Source organism: uncultured Bradyrhizobium sp. (assembly GCF_936928535.1).
Classification (GTDB): Bacteria; Pseudomonadota; Alphaproteobacteria; order Rhizobiales; family Xanthobacteraceae; genus Bradyrhizobium.
In genome coordinates, this window is sequence record NZ_CAKZHY010000008.1 from 21,589 (window position 1) to 36,401 (window position 14,813).

Annotated in this window: 15 protein-coding genes; 10 read left to right on the plus strand and 5 right to left on the minus strand. The window is 64.1% G+C overall.

Annotated features, from left to right (window positions below; all coding sequences use genetic code 11):
* Positions 1 to 161: 161 nt before the first annotated feature.
* From Q0687_RS00775 to Q0687_RS00785, 3 genes are all read right to left on the minus strand, one after another.
* A complete protein-coding gene (locus Q0687_RS00775) occupies positions 162 to 575 on the minus strand; it encodes a DUF3102 domain-containing protein (protein WP_298870930.1) in 414 nt (137 codons plus the stop codon).
* Positions 572 to 787 carry a hypothetical protein gene (locus Q0687_RS00780; protein ID WP_298870932.1) on the minus strand — a complete coding sequence of 72 codons (216 nt, stop codon included), beginning with the start codon at positions 785 to 787 and terminating at the stop codon, positions 572 to 574. Before Q0687_RS00780 ends, Q0687_RS00775 begins: the two co-directional genes overlap by 4 nt.
* Positions 788 to 923: 136 nt before the next feature.
* Positions 924 to 2,171 (minus strand): site-specific integrase, encoded by a 1,248-nt coding sequence (locus Q0687_RS00785; RefSeq protein ID WP_298870935.1) that lies wholly within the window; start codon positions 2,169 to 2,171, stop codon positions 924 to 926.
* Between the two features lie 399 nt (positions 2,172 to 2,570).
* Here Q0687_RS00785 and Q0687_RS00790 point away from each other — a divergent pair, with 399 nt between their 5' ends.
* Positions 2,571 to 2,933, plus strand: coding sequence for a hypothetical protein (locus tag Q0687_RS00790; protein WP_298870938.1), 363 nt, complete (start codon positions 2,571 to 2,573; stop codon positions 2,931 to 2,933).
* 73 nt (positions 2,934 to 3,006) lie between these two features.
* On the opposite strand, the gene Q0687_RS00795 is transcribed toward Q0687_RS00790, so the two are convergent.
* On the minus strand, positions 3,007 to 4,074 hold the full coding sequence (locus Q0687_RS00795; RefSeq protein WP_298870940.1) for a polysaccharide deacetylase family protein: 1,068 nt from the start codon (positions 4,072 to 4,074) through the stop codon (positions 3,007 to 3,009).
* 254 nt (positions 4,075 to 4,328) lie between these two features.
* Here Q0687_RS00795 and Q0687_RS00800 point away from each other — a divergent pair, with 254 nt between their 5' ends.
* Both Q0687_RS00800 and Q0687_RS00805 read left to right on the plus strand, forming a co-directional pair.
* Entirely contained in the window at positions 4,329 to 4,622 is a 294-nt protein-coding gene (locus Q0687_RS00800) for a hypothetical protein (RefSeq protein ID WP_298870941.1), read from the plus strand.
* 182 nt (positions 4,623 to 4,804) lie between these two features.
* Positions 4,805 to 5,020: a hypothetical protein gene (locus Q0687_RS00805; protein ID WP_298870943.1), complete on the plus strand. Its 216-nt coding sequence runs from the start codon at positions 4,805 to 4,807 to the stop codon at positions 5,018 to 5,020.
* Between the two features lie 20 nt (positions 5,021 to 5,040).
* Here the strand turns inward: Q0687_RS00805 and Q0687_RS00810 are convergent, their stop codons facing one another.
* A complete protein-coding gene (locus Q0687_RS00810; RefSeq protein WP_298870945.1) occupies positions 5,041 to 6,735 on the minus strand; it encodes an MFS transporter in 1,695 nt (564 codons plus the stop codon).
* A 137-nt stretch (positions 6,736 to 6,872) separates the two neighbouring features.
* Between Q0687_RS00810 and Q0687_RS00815 the strand changes: the two genes are divergently transcribed.
* From Q0687_RS00815 to Q0687_RS00845, 7 genes are all read left to right on the plus strand, one after another.
* Entirely contained in the window at positions 6,873 to 8,243 is a 1,371-nt protein-coding gene (locus tag Q0687_RS00815) for a hydrolase (RefSeq protein ID WP_298870947.1), read from the plus strand.
* 35 nt (positions 8,244 to 8,278) lie between these two features.
* Positions 8,279 to 9,646: a cytochrome P450 gene (locus tag Q0687_RS00820; protein ID WP_298870949.1), complete on the plus strand. Its 1,368-nt coding sequence runs from the start codon at positions 8,279 to 8,281 to the stop codon at positions 9,644 to 9,646.
* A 50-nt stretch (positions 9,647 to 9,696) separates the two neighbouring features.
* A complete protein-coding gene (locus Q0687_RS00825) occupies positions 9,697 to 11,106 on the plus strand; it encodes an adenylate/guanylate cyclase domain-containing protein (protein WP_298870951.1) in 1,410 nt (469 codons plus the stop codon).
* Positions 11,107 to 11,286: 180 nt separating this feature from the next.
* Entirely contained in the window at positions 11,287 to 11,775 is a 489-nt protein-coding gene (locus tag Q0687_RS00830; RefSeq protein WP_298870953.1) for a TerB family tellurite resistance protein, read from the plus strand.
* A 240-nt stretch (positions 11,776 to 12,015) separates the two neighbouring features.
* Positions 12,016 to 12,795, plus strand: coding sequence for an SDR family oxidoreductase (locus Q0687_RS00835; protein ID WP_298870955.1), 780 nt, complete (start codon positions 12,016 to 12,018; stop codon positions 12,793 to 12,795).
* A 154-nt stretch (positions 12,796 to 12,949) separates the two neighbouring features.
* A complete protein-coding gene (locus tag Q0687_RS00840; protein WP_298870957.1) occupies positions 12,950 to 13,744 on the plus strand; it encodes a glutamine amidotransferase in 795 nt (264 codons plus the stop codon).
* 99 nt (positions 13,745 to 13,843) lie between these two features.
* Positions 13,844 to 14,656 (plus strand): enoyl-CoA hydratase, encoded by an 813-nt coding sequence (locus Q0687_RS00845; protein WP_298870959.1) that lies wholly within the window; start codon positions 13,844 to 13,846, stop codon positions 14,654 to 14,656.
* Positions 14,657 to 14,813 lie beyond the last annotated feature (157 nt).

Sequence of the window (14,813 nt, forward strand, 5' to 3'; positions counted from 1 at the left end):
ACATCCTCCAATTGTATTAATGAGCACAAGCAACTCTGCCAGAGAAGTCAACACGTACGGCGTTGCTCGCAAGCGCTCGAATGCGTGGCGCCAATGAGAAAGGGCGCCAGAGCGGATTGCCCCAGCGCCCTCACTGGCGTTGCTGTTCGTGTGCCGTTGCTCTACTTCCGTCGCTTGCGCCCCAAGCTGCTCAAAATCTTGAGCGCTTCCGTTTGCGACAAAGCCGCAAGCCCTTGCGCTTTCTGTTCAGCCCATTGAGCTAGCTTGGCTTCATGCTTTGCCAGACGCCGGTAGTGCTGCGCGGTGCGTGGGTTCAATCCGCACACTTCCGTGACGTAAGTCTCCCAACTGCCGTGACTCACGGTCTCTTTGGCGAGGTCCAGGAGCTTGCCCGCTGTGATCGCTGCGGCGGCTCCGCGCTCTACTGCCTCCGTTACTTCGGTATGGGCCTTTCGGATGCTAGCGGCCAACTCGGCGGCTGTTGGTGGTGGCTGTGGTACGACAACGGGTAGGGTAGTTGTCGCCACGGGCTCCGTCGCAGCGACGCCAAGGAAGCGGTTCAAGAGATCATTCACTCGCCCGCCCTCCGCGCGATCATCGCCGCAAGTGCCGCTTCGCATTCAGCCCGCAGCCATCGCGAAGCATTCGGCCCCACCCGAACGGGTGCGGGATAACGCTTCGCAGCAATGCCACGATAGAGTGTGGAAGGGTGAAACGGTTTGGTGCCACCGAAGAAGGCGCAGGTGGCTTTCAGGTCAAGTAGGTCCTCACGCGGGTGCGTGTTCATCTCCATTTCTCCATGTTGGGTGAAATGGCTGGCGGACCCTACCCTTGTCGGGATCGGAGGGCCTATCGGGGTGTTCCCCCGCCTCTAAGTCCCGTCACAGGGACGCCATAAGGATTAGAATATCACGCCCTGCTGTTCATTGCGAGACGGCGTCGGCTTCGCTTCCCTTCGCATCGCGTTGCACGCGCACCAGCCGCAACGCCGTGGGCCGCCCGCTTATGATCCGATCCACCAAGGCGGCCAACTTCTCCAGCGCAGCCCGCTTTTCATCCGCGAAGTCGTGGCGGTCATAGGTGGCCCTAACGCCGCCGATGACATGGCCCAGCACTCGCTCTGCATGATCGGTCGGAACCCCTGCCCGACTCATTAAGCTGCGGGCGGTACGGCGCAAGTCGTGCAAGGTGAAATTTGGCAAGGGCTTGGCTTTAAGATCGCTCTTGCGCAGTTCGGCAAATACGGCCCGATCAAATTCGCGTTTGAACTTGGAGAAGCCTGACAGCGCCGTTGCCCCGCGATCGGTGGAGAAGACATAGGTAGCCATTTCTGGCTTCGCACCGAGCACAGCTAGCGCGGCCTTGGGCAAGGTGCGCAACAGATCGAGTTTGGTTTTGTTGCGCGGTCCGGGCAGGGTCCATTCGGCGCCATCCAACTCGGCCCAAGGCATTGCTGCGGCCTCGGTGCGCCGTGCCCCAGTCAGAAGTAGAAAGCGGACAAGGCGACCGAATGCGCCGTGACCCTCGGCGACGCGCCACACAACGCGGATTTCATCGTCGGTCAGGATGCGAGCCCGAGCGCGCTCCCTCGGTTTGGTGCGGGCCATCCCGCGCACTATGGGGGATCGGAAATCATCATCGCGCGATGCGTGCCAGTTGAAGACGCGACGGAGGAAGGCGAGGGTCTGATCGGCCATGACTGGCCCGCTCTCATCTTCGATCTTGTCGAGCAATCGGACGATGTCGCTGCGGCGAATGTCCCCAATGGGCCGGCCGCCGAGGTCGGGGTAAACCAAGCGGGCGAGCGTCGCCTTTCGCCCCTCCCCAGTGCGAAGGCCGGCGCCCTCTCGCTCTGCCCAGTCATCGCCGATGGCCTTGAGGGTCGCTGGCTTGGCTAGCACAGCGCGCGGGTCGCGGCCTTCCTCAAGGGCCGCTTTGGCCTCATCGGCCCGAGTGTGGGCTTTGGCGAGGCTGGTGGCGGGATAGGTGCCGAAGGTCATCCGCACGCGCCGGCCGCCGAGGGTGAAAAGATATGTCCACGACCGAGTGCCATCCTTGGTTACCCGTAGCGCCAGCCCCTTTTTCTTCGCGTCGAAATAGTCGGTCTGCAACTGGCCGAGGGCCACCTTGGCATGGATGCAAAATCGGTCGGTAAGCACTTGCTTGGGCATTCGGCGGCTCCGCACCTTTCGTACCTTTGAAGGTACGGCTGCACGCGCTTGGGCGCAATGGGTCGCCCCCGGAGGTGCGGGCGAGCGAGCGGTGAAAGCCTATGAAATATAGTGATTCCGCAACTCAACGCCCCGCGCTGCGCCCCGCTGCGATGGCTCGCAAAGCAGATTAATTTTCATTCGTAATGACGGGGTCGGGGGTTCGAATCCCTCTTGCGGCACCAGCGCCTTCCAGTTCATCCGCCGCCGTCTTGCCCGTTGAAGCCGACCCGCGTGCGCCACGCTCGTGTCAACGCGGTGCGGCGCTGAGATCGAAGACGGCTCTTGCGTGATTCCCATCACATTATCTCGTGCATCGCTCCCCTACTGTCCCCTCACGCAAACACGGGGAGATTTCACATGCGCAAGATCATTCTGGTTGCTGCGATGGTTCTGGTCTCTGCATCAGCGCAGGCGGGTGGTTCACGCAGCCTTTCGCTGGCCGCGGCCAACGATCAGGCGCCGGCACCGCAAGCAGCCGTCGCACCGACGGCCACCACGCAGGTGAGCGAGGTCGTGCCATCAGCTGCAGCTCCTGCTTATGTCGATCGTCCGCCCGCGGTTTCGATCACCGCACCGGCCACGACCACACCGACGTCAACGCCCGCGGCAACCCAGCCTGCGCCGAAGACGAATGCGAAGGCGAGCAAACCCCGGCATAACAAAGCCTGGACCGAAGGCCGCATCATCAGCGAGCTGCATCGGCACGGCATCTACTGGTAAGCAATGTTGCTTCCGAAATGATAATGGCCGGGCTTGAGCCCGGCCATTGCATTTTGTCGAAGCCTTAAGGCGTTCAGCGCTGCGAGACCGTCTGCACCACGCTCGAGACCGGGCGCGCATTCGTCGCACTGGACGACGTCGGCAGCTTCATCTCCTTGAGGACGGCTTCGTCATACTCGGGCAGCGATTCGAACGTCGTCTTCGCCTTGATCTGCACGACCTTGTAGCCGCCGGCCTTGAGGCGTGCGAGCAGCGTCGGCAGCGCTTCGCCGGTGCGCTTCTGGAAGTCGTGCATCAGGATGATGCCCTTGCCGAGCTTGTCGAGCTTGGTCATCACATTGCTGATGATCTTGTCTGGCGTGCTCTCCTTGCGGAAATCGAATGAGTCGAGGTCGGTCGAGAAGATCCCGACGTTGCGGCTGCCGAGATAGCTCACCAGTGCCGGATTCTGCGACAGCTGCGGGAAGCGGAAGAACGGCGAAGGATTGGTGCCGAGCGCCCATTTCACCGCGCTGAAGCCCTTCTCGATCTCGTCCTTGGCCTGCTGCTCCGTCATCTTCTTGCCGGCGAGATTGACGTGCGACCAGGTGTGCGTGCCCACCGTGTGGCCCTGGGCCAGAACCTGGCGCAGGATTTCCGGATGCCAGCTGGCGTGCTTGCCGACCGAGAAGAACAGGCCCTTGGTGCATTCATCGGCCAGCGCCTTCAGCACGGCCGGCGTGTTGTGCGGCCAGGGACTGTCGTCGAAGGTCAGCACGACCTCCTTGTCGGCGAGGAAATCGAACTGCTTGTATTGTTCGAAGCCGAAGCCGGGACCGCCAGTGGTGTCGATCTCGACCACGCGCGAGACGCCGAGTGCGTTCGGATTGGTGCAAGTCGTGTCCTGAACCGGTGTCACCGCCGGTGCCGGCGCGGGAGCCGGTACTGCGGCAGGCGTGGCGGGCTTGCCCGCGATTGCCGCGGTGGTCTCGACGTCATCCTTGGCGGCAAGCTTGGCCTGCGCCGGCAGAGGATCGGCGGCACGGGCGGCTGTTGTCTTGGGGGCGCCCTGGTCGGCGCGCGCGGAATAAAAGTACCAACCTCCGGCGATCACGATCGCCGCAACCACACTGGCCAGCATCAGGCCCAACGCATTACGCATCGCTACTCTTTCCAATTACGCAACCAAACCGGCGGAATTTCCCGCGTCGCGAGCCATTAATGCGAAGGAACAGTTAACGTGACACCAACACGACGGCGGTTGCGGAGGAATTTCAGGTGGGTGCGCCAAAGTGACTGAGGTCACAGAGGGATGGCCGCTCGTGACCGTCATCACAGTCGAAAGGTCTTTGCTGGAGCATGGTCATTCCCATCAACAACGGGCCCCGCTTTCCGCGGCGCCAATGGGAGCTGCAAATGACCAAGTCGTTCACTGCTAAGATCCGCGACACCAGCCTGGCTCTGGGCTTTGCCGCGATCGTCTCGATCGTCTCGACGACCTCGAGCTTCGCCTTCACGGCCGAGGCGCAGCAGATGTGTACCGGCGACGCCTTCCGCCTCTGCTCGTCGGAGATCCCCAACATTCCGAAGATCACCGCGTGCATGATGAAGCATCGCTCGGATCTCAGTGCCGGCTGCCGTGCGGTGATGGACAAGGACCTCGCCAAGGGCGCCTCACACAAGGTTGCTGACGCCCAGGACGGTCAGTAAGCGCGCAGCGATAGCGATCGCTGCGTCGGTGAGCTCCCTCGCGATGTGCCCCGGCGCCATGCCGGGGCCACGCGGTGGTACGAGTCAACCTGCAACGTCCGCCTCCCAACAAAGCCGTTGCGGCCTTGGGATCGTCGCACTAGCTTCGCCCGCATATCTCAAGGGTTAAGAGGCATTCGGCGATGACCAGATTTCTTTTCATCATTCCTTTGGTGCTGTGCGCATCGAGCGCCTCGGCGCAGCAGCAGCCCGGTCACGATGCCTGCGCGCGCGACGTCACACGCCATTGCCGCGCCGTGATGAGCAATGGCGACAGCGCCGTGCTCGCCTGCCTGAAAGAGCACCGTGCGCGCCTCAGCAAGGCCTGCGACAAGATGCTGACGGATCACGGTCAGTAGCGATCCGGACTAGCAAGCCGCTAGCGACTGATGGTGCTCCCCGCAGCGGACGCGACCACGGGCAGCACCTCGGTGGCCGCGCGATCCGGTGTCTCTTCCTTCCAGCGCACCGAGCCGAACGGTCGCTCCAGCATGCGGCGGATCCGCACCGGCTCGGGACCGACATGGAAGTCGATCGCCTGTTGATGCAGGGCGCGTTCGGACTGGGTCGAACGGTTGCGCTGGCGCAAATAATCGAACCAGGTCGGGCAGTGATAACGCTCGGTCCACAATTCCGGATCGGCAATGTCGCGCGCGATCGACCAGCCATAGGCGCCGTTGCGCTGCCGGGAGAGCTGCACGTCCTGCATCACGTTATGGAAGGCGCGCGCGTTCTCTTGGGCGACGCGGTACTCGATCTCGACCACCAGTGGGCCGCTGCGTCCCGTGAGCGACAGCTTGACTTCAGGATCGGCCAGCACGTCGGCGTCCTCGTTGCGGGCGCCGACGCGCGGCATGGCAAGCCAGATCCCCAGCAGCGGTGAGACCAGCATCAGGCCGGCGGCCGTGAGCAGCGCGACCTCGACGCCGGCAGAGTCGGTGAGATGGCCCCAGCCCCAGGCGCCGATGGCGATGCCGCCCGATATCGAGGCCTGGAACGCGGCGAGCGAGCGACCGGCGACCCAGCGCGGCGCCGAGAGCTGCACGCCGATGTTGAACAGCGCGACCGCGGCCATCCAGACCGCGCCGGCCAGCACCAGCGCGGCCGCGGTCAGCATCGCCTCGGTGCTCAAGGCGATCGCAGCCATCGCAAATGCCATCGAGATGGTGCAGGCACGGATCGCGGCTTCGCCGCTCATGCGCTTGCGCAGCTCGTGGATGTTGAGTGCGCCGACCACCGCGCCCATGCCGAACGCACCCAGCATGATGCCGTAGGTCTGTGCACCGCCATGCAGCAGATCGCGCGCGACCAGCGGCATCAGCGCCATGATCGCGCCGCCGATCAGGCCCATCACCAGCGTGCGCAACAGTACGATCTTGATCGGCGGCGAGTTGGTGATGTAGCGAAAGCCCGAGACCATGGCGCGGTTGAGCTTTTCGCGCGGCAGGCGCGACGGCTCGACCACGCGCCGCCATAACAACAGCACCACCAGCAGCGGCAAATAGAGGATCGCGTTGCAGGCGAACGCCGCGACCGCTCCGAGCGAGGCCACGATAACGCCGCCGACCGCGGGGCCGAAGCTGCGCGCGATGTTGTAGCTGATGCCGTTCAGCGCCACCGCCGACGGCAGTGCGTCCGGCGGCACCTGCTCGCTGACTGAGGATTGCCAGGCCGGGCCGAACAGCGCATTGCCGCTGCCGACCACGAAGCAGAAGGCGAGCAGCGATTCCGGGGCGATGAGCTTGAGCCCGGCGAGGATCGTGAGCGCGGACGCACCAGTCAGGGCGATCATGAGTGCCACCAGCGTCACGATGCGGCGGTCGTACATGTCGGCGATGGCGCCGGCCGGCATCGAGATCAGCATGATCGGCAGCATCAGGGCGGTCTGCACCAGCGCCACCTTGTCGGCGGAGGCCGCCATCTGCGTCATCGCCCAGGCCGCGCCCACGCCCTGGATCAGGAGGCCGAGATTGGAGAGCAGGCTGGCGAGCCAGATGCGCCGGAATACGGTGTACCGCAGGGGGGCGGTGATGCCGTCGGCGGAACGTCTCTGACGGTTCGTCTGCTCGGTCATATACCCTTCCAAGTCGTCTGGCAGAAATGGCTTGAATAATTCCGGCAGATCCAGTGATGCCTGCGAAAGTCCTTCGCTGTCCAGTGGTTAGGCCGCTATAAGCGGTGCAAAGCCATGGTTTTGCCGGGGAGGATCGGATGAGGCTGTCACGACGGACAATTCTGCAAGCTGCAGGTAGCCTGCCCTTCGCGGTTGCGAGCTTCCGCACGGGGGCACTCGCGCAGACGTCATCCACGGCTGGCAGTTCCGAGGCGCCGCCGATCCTGTTCGTGCACGGCAATGGCGACTACGACGCGCTCTGGATGACGACGCTGTGGCGGATGGAATCCAACGGCATCGCGCGCGAGCGCATGATGGCCATCAATTTTACCAACCCCAGTGCGCGCGCCGACGATGCGGTCGAGCAGCCCAACCGGTCTTCGACCGAGGAGCAGCGCCGCGAGCTTGCCGCGGCCATCGCCGAACTGAAACGCCGCACCGGCGCGCCGCGCGTGGCGCTGGTCGGCAATTCGCGTGGCGGCAACTCGATCCGCAACGTCATCAAGAATGGCGGCGCTGGCGATGTCAGTCACGCGGTGCTGTGCGGCACCCCCAATCACGGCGTGTTCGCGCTCGACGCCCTGCTCGGCAGCGAGTTCAACGGACGCGGGGCCTTCCTGCGCGGCTTGAACGAGGGTGACAGCGAGGTGACGCCTGGCGTCGCCTTCCTCACCTTGCGCAGCGACGGCATGGACAAATATGCGCAGCCCGACGGCCGCTTCATGGGCAAGCCGGGCGTGCCGACCAACGTCACCGCCGAGGGGCCCGAGCTGAAGGGCGCGACCAATCTCGTGCTCGGCACGATCGATCATCGCGAGACGGCGTATCACCCGCGGGCGTTCCGCGAGATCTACAAATTCATCGCCGGCCGTGAGCCCGCGCGTATCGCGATCACGCCGGAGCGGGCGGTCCATATCGGTGGACTGGTCACGGGCACCGCGGATGGCGTGCCGACCAATCGCCCCGTGGCCGGCGCAGTGGTCGAGATCAACCATGTCGATCGCGAGAGCGGCGAGCGCCGGGGCGATATGGCGTATCGCTTCACGACGGGCGCCGACGGTCGCTGGGGACCGGCGGAGGTCGATCCCACCTCGCCGCTCGAGATCGTCCTGACCTCGCCGGATGCCCCGATCACGCACTTCTACCGCTCGCCCTTCCCGCGTTCCTCCGATGTCGTGCATTTGCGCGCCGCGCGAGCCTTCCTTCCGGCAGAAAAGGATGCCGGCGCGGTCGTGATCATGACGCGCCCGCGCGGCTATTTCGGGCTGCCGCGCGACACCGTCCTGCTCGACGGCCGCGAGCCCGCCGATGTCACGCCGGGTGTGCCCACGGATGCGACAGCAACCCTGCGGCTTCCGGCCAGCGAGGTCGGACGTAACGTCGTGACGCAATTCAATGAAGAGCGACTTGTGGCGCGCGCCTGGCCGGCCTCCGAGAACAGGATTGCGGTTGCCGAGCTGACCTACTAGCTATTTGCTTGCGTGAGGTCTCACGGGAGAGAGCCATGAACATCGCCAGCGTGCGCAGGCCCATCATTCCGCCGACCCCGCCCCGCGCGCCGAACAATCTGTCGTTCTTCGGCCGGCTCGCGGTGATCAAGCAGAACATGATCGCGACCTGGGGGCAGCGCGCCTATGAGGAAGAGGTCATCCAGGGTCGCTTCTTCCTGCACAAGAGCTTCATCCTGAACCAGCCGGACGCGATCCGGCACGTCCTGCTCAGCAACTACCAGAATTACACGCGAACGCCGGCGGGCATCCGCATGCTACGGCCCGTGCTCGGCGAGGGACTCCTGCTCGCCGAAGGCCACGCCTGGACATTTCAGCGGCGCACGCTGTCACCGGCCTTCACGCCGCGTGCCACCGCCAATCTCGTGCCGCACATGACGGCGGTGCTCGACGAGACTATCGCGAAGCTGGATGCGCGCACCAGCGAGCCGATCGATCTGCGCGAGATCATGCAGCGCATGACGCTAGAGATTGCCGGGCGTACGATGTTCTCGTTCGGGATGGACCAGCACGGTCCGACCTTGCGCAACTTCGTGATGGAATATGGCGAGCGGCTGGGGCGGCCCCATTTCCTCGACATGGTGCTGCCGGTGTCATGGCCGACGCCGATGGATAAGGCCCGCGCCCGCTTTCGCAAGCGCTGGACGGACTTCGTCGCGATGCTGATCGCAGAGCGGCGGGCCGCGGGCAAGAAGGACGGGGCGCCGCCACGCGATCTGTTCGACCTGATGGACGAAGCGCGTGATCCCGAAACGGGCAAGGGCTTCTCGGACGCGCAACTCGTCGACGAAGTCGCGACCATGATTCTCGCGGGACACGAGACCACCGCAACCGCGCTGTTCTGGGCGCTCTATCTGCTCGCGCTCGATCCCGAGACGCAGGAAGAGGTCGCCTCCGAGACGCGGGGCGAGCATCTCGACAGCATGGCCGACATCGATCGCCAGAAATTCACTCGCGCCGTGATCGACGAGATCATGCGGCTCTATCCGCCGGCCTTCCTGATCGCCCGCGCCGCGCGCGACAAGGACATCGTGGCCGGAGCCGAGGTCAGCAAGGGCGACATCATCATGATCGCGCCTTGGCTGCTGCACCGGCACGAGAAGCTGTGGGATCAGCCGAACGCATTCATCCCGAAACGCTTCATGTCGAAGGAGCCACCCGATCGCTTCGCCTATCTGCCGTTCGGTGCCGGCCCGCGCGTCTGCATCGGTGCACCGTTCGCGCAAGCCGAATCCGTGCTGGCGCTGGCGCGGCTGATCGGGGCGTTCCGCGTCGAGCTCGTGGACGCAGCGCCCGTCATCCCGTTTGGAGTCGTCACGACCCAGCCGGACCACTCACCCATGTTCCGTATCACGCGCCGGTGACAGGCCTTGGTCTGGCGGCCGGCGTGATCCACCCCAAATAGAGTTGCGCCATGAGCAACATCCAGGCCCAGATTTCCGTACTGAAGCAGACCGCCGACCCCGCCGTCGTCGAGGCTATCGGGCAACTGATCGCCAGCGGTCACGATCGCGACCTCAACCGCATCAACGCACTGGATTTTGCCGATCGTACCGGGCTCGATCAGGAGAAGGTCATTTCCGGATTCCTGCATGCCTCGCGGCTTGGCCTGTTCGACATCGGCTGGAACGTGCTGTGTCCCGGCTGCGGAGGGGTTTTGGGTGCGCACACGACGCTAAAATCACTGAAGCACGAAGACTACAATTGTGCGCTCTGCGCGGCCGGATACGAGGCGTCCGTCGATGAGATGGTTGAGGTGGCTTTCACCGTCAGCCCGCAGGTTCGCCGCATCGGTGCTCACGATCCCGATACGCTGCCGATGTGGGAATATACGCGGCAGATGTTCTGGAGCTCCGGGGTCGACATCAACGAAGAGGCCTTTTCGCGCCTGATCGACGAAGTGACGCTGGAAGCGCTGGAATTGCCCGCAGGCGAAAAGGCGATCCTGTCGCTGAACCTGCCGAGCCAGTTCGTCATCGTGTTCGAGCCGGTCACCCATTCCGCCCATTTCCTGGATGTCCAGGGCGAGCCGACGAGCGAACGCCAACAGCTTTCGATCATGTTCAACAAGCTGGAGGCGCCGACGGGGACCACCGTGATGCGTCCCGGGCCGTTGCGTCTCACACTCGAGAATCAATCGGGCGGCCGCGTGCTGCCCTCGGTCTGGATTGCCGCCGACGCGCTGCACGAGATCATCGGCAAGCGCAAGCCGATCCTGACCGCCAAGAGGATGTTGTCGAACCAGACCTTCCGCGACGTCTTCAAGGCCGACAATCTCAATGTCGATCAGCGATTGAAGATCACGTCGCTGACTTTCCTGTTCACGGACCTCAAGGGTTCGACGGCGCTGTACGAGCGGGTCGGCGACCTCAACGCCTTCGATCTGGTGCGCGCGCATTTTCGGGCAGTGCTTGATATCATCGCCGCCGAGAAAGGCGCCGTCGTGAAGACGATCGGCGATGCCGTCATGGCGACCTTCGTCAGGCCCGAGCACGCGATTGCGGCGGGGCTGCGCATGCGCGCGGCCATGGATGATTTGAACAAGCAGCGTGGCGCCAACGATCTCATTCTCAAGATCGGCATCCATGAAGGCCCGTGCCTCGCGGTGATGCTCAACGAGCGGCAGGATTATTTCGGCCAGACCGTCAACATTGCCGCGCGCGTGCAGAGCCTGTCGACCGCGCAGGAGATCCACATCACCGGCCCGGTGCTGGATGCGCCGGCGGTTGCCGAGATCCTTCAGCGGCGCGAGATCAAGCCGATCCAGAAGCAGGCGGCCCTGCGCGGCATCGCCGACAAGATGGTGGTGTACGAGATACCGTAGGTGTCATTCGTCATTCCGGGTTCGATGCTGGCGCATCGCCCTGGAATGACAGCGAACAGATTGCCGAAACGTAATGCAGCGCGCGGAACTGACGCACGTTGCGCCGGTTGAGTTTCCCGCTCATATAACGCTGGTAGCGGCCGCTCTTCCCCGCGGCGTCATCGAATTCGGTAGGACCTTATGCTCGACGGCCTGCGTCAATTCATCGCCGACATTGTTGCCCCCCAAGCCCAGGACCGCGCCTTCGGCGACAGCGACTACCGGCTGGCGGCGACCGCGCTGCTGGTCCATGTGGTCTCGCTGGACGGCCAGCCGACGCAGGCCGAGCAGCGCAAGCTGCACGGTCTGATCGAAAGCCATTTCAAGCTGGACCGCGGCACTGCGGACCGGCTGATCGCGGATGCCACCCAGGTCGAGGGCGAGGCGGTCGACCTCTACCACTTCACCAGCGTGATCATGCGCTCGCTCGATGAAGCAGGCCGCAAGCGCATCGTCCAGATGATGTGGGAGCTGGTCTATGCCGACGGCCAGGTCACCGAGTTCGAGGACAATGTCGTCTGGCGCGCCTCCGACCTGCTCGGGATTTCGCAGCGCGACCGGATCGACCTGAAACACGCGGTCGCAGAGCGTGCTGGCGGTGAGGTCAAGGACGGCGCGCTTGGCGGCTAGGCCGTGGGCGTGAGCATCATTTCCGGTTGCGCGGCGGACATGACGAAACTTTAATGTAGCATCTCGCTGCGCCGGTTCCCGATCGCCCTGTAATTTCGAGAGTTTTTTCGCCTTCCTGTTGTGCGCTCAGGCCGCCATGCAGCCCGCGCCGCTTGCCTGCCGCGCGCGGCCTATGCTCCAGTTCCGCTGTTTCGGGGCAAAAACGTCAATTCAAGAGACTGAGATCAAGAGACTTGGATCGTGGCTGAGCGGGTAACGTTGATCACCGGTGCTTCGGCGGGCATCGGCACGGAGCTGGCACGTGTGTTTGCCGCGAACGGGCACCAGCTGGCGCTGACGGCGCGACGTGCTGACCGGCTCGAGGCGCTCGCGAACGAACTCGCCAAGACGTGCGGCAAGAAGCCGATCGTGATCGCCTGCGATCTCCAGCAGGCCGATGCCGGCGAGCGGATCGCCGCCGCGCTCGCTGCCGAAAAGGTCGAGCTCGACAACCTCGTCAACAATGCCGGTTTCGGCGTGTTCGGCGATGCCATCGAGCGCGACCGCGATGAGCAGGTCGGCATCGTCGATGTCAACGTCCGCGCGCTGACCGATCTGTCGTTGCGCTTTGCCGACCAGCTCATCCGGAACAAGGGCGGCCTTCTCAATGTCGGCTCGGTCGCGGGCTTCCTGCCCGGTCCCGGCATGGCCGTCTACTACGCCTCGAAGGCCTATGTGATTTCGCTCACCGAGGCGCTGCGGGCGGAGCTCGCGCCGCACGGTGTACGCGTCACCGTGCTGTGCCCGGGACCGGTGCAGACCGAATTCCAGGGGCGCGCCGGCGTTGGTGACGGGCATGACACGGCGATTCTAAATGTCCCTGCCGCCGACGTTGCGCGGCAGGCTTATCGTGGGCTGATGGCGAACAAACGGGCAGTGCTGCCAGGTCTCGGCATCAAGATTGTGCCGTTCGCGCTCCGCTTCTTCCCGCGCGACTTCGTTCTGTTCGCCACCAGCCGGTTTCAGCGGCACCGGCACTGAAGCAGCTCTGTTTTTGACGCGCTCGAAAACGCTCTGAAGCCCCGTTGTGGCCCGGAGCTTGCTTCAGCAAGGCTTATGTGTGCGCAAACTCACACGATGTTAACCTTCGCTTAGCTATGCTGGCGGCTTGAATCGATAGCACTCGCAAAAGGCCATGTCGTTTCGGACGGACAGGTTTGGTGGCGCAGAAGTGGTGCCCTTCCCGGGAAGGACGCCGAGCGCGCCCGCCTCCGAACCGCTTCTGCCGGTGCTGATCGTCCTGCACCAGGAATCCTCGACTTCAGGCCGCGTCGGCAATGCGTTGCGCGCGCTCGGCCATCGCCTCGACATCCGTCGTCCGCGATTTGGCGATCCCCTCCCCCATACTCTCGACCAGCATGCCGGCGCCGTCATCTTCGGCGGTCCGATGAGTGCCAATGATCCGGACGATTACGTCAGGCGCGAAATCGACTGGATCGAAGTTCCGCTGCGTGAGCAGCGGCCGTTCCTCGGCATTTGCCTCGGCGCGCAGATGCTGGCGATGCAGCTTGGCGCGCGCGTCGCACCGCATGCGCAGGCGCTGACACAGATTGGCTACTACCCGATTCGCCCCACGGCGGCCGGCCGCGCGCTTTGCCCGTCATGGCCGGCGCAGGTCTATCACTGGCATCGCGAGGGATTTGAGCTGCCTGATGGCGCCGAATTGCTGGCGGAGGGCGATGATTTCCCGATCCAGGCGTTCCGGTCAGGCAATGCCTTCGGTGTGCAGTTTCACCCCGACGTGACCTACGCCATGATGCATTGCTGGACCACGCGTGGCTATGACGGCCTCAGCGCGCCCGGCGCCCGCGAGCGGCATCATCATTTCGCGGACCGTGCCGTTTACGATGCGGCGGAACGCGCCTGGCTCGATCATTTCATCGACGGCTGGCTGACGCGCCGGCCGCTGTTGGCGCAAGCCGCCGAATAGTCGCGCCTTCACGCAAGCCCTCACCTCAGTCATGACTATGCTAGGCTCGCTGCTATTGAGTGCGCGCGAACGCGTGCCGGCCAACACAGGGAGAGCGCGATGGCCTATGAGCACATTCTCTATGAGGTGAGCGACAGGATCGCGACCATCACGCTCAATCGCCCCGACCGCATGAATGCGTGGACGCCCGTCATGGAGCGCGACGTGCGTCACGCGATGGAAGTCTCAAACGCCGACGACAATGTCCGCGTCATCGTGCTCACAGGCGCGGGCCGGGCATTCTGCGCCGGTGCCGACATGGATGCGCTGAAAGGTCTTGATCCCAACGATGTCAGGCGCGCTTCGAACCTGCCGCCCTTCGACATGAACCGCCGGCCGGACTGGCAGACGCGCTACGGCTTCTATCCGTCGATCGGCAAGCCTGTCATCGCCATGCTCAACGGCGCGACCGCGGGCATCGGCCTCGTGCATGCGCTGTATTGCGATCTGCGCTTTGCCGCCGACAACACGGTGTTCACGACGGCGTTCGCGCGGCGCGGCCTGATTGCCGAGCATGGCATCAGCTGGATGCTGCCGCGTATCGTCGGGCATGCCAATGCGATGGACCTCCTGCTTTCGGCCCGCCGCGTCTCGAGCGACGAGGCGCTGCGAATCGGTCTGGTCAACCGGCTCTGCTCGCCGGAAAAACTGCGCGAGGAAACCTACGCCTATGCCCGCGATCTCGCTGATTTCGTCTCGCCGAGCGCGATGGCCGTGATCAAGCGCCAGCTCTACGAAGTGCCGTTCCAGACGCTCAGCGAGGCCACGATCGAGGCCAACAGGGAGATGATGGTGGCGCTGAACGGCAGCGATTTCCGGGAGGGGGTTGCGAGCTTCATGGAGAAGCGGCCGCCAAGGTTTACGGGGAGGTAGGGATAAACTCGGGGAAACAGTCCGCCGTCGCCCTTCGGGCTATGGCGCGACAGCCTTCGCTCGCCTCGCTACGAGGGAACTCGGTTGGCTTGCCGAGCCGAAGCTCGCGAAGCGAGCGAAGGCTGGTGGAGCCAGGCGGGATCGAACCGCCGACCTC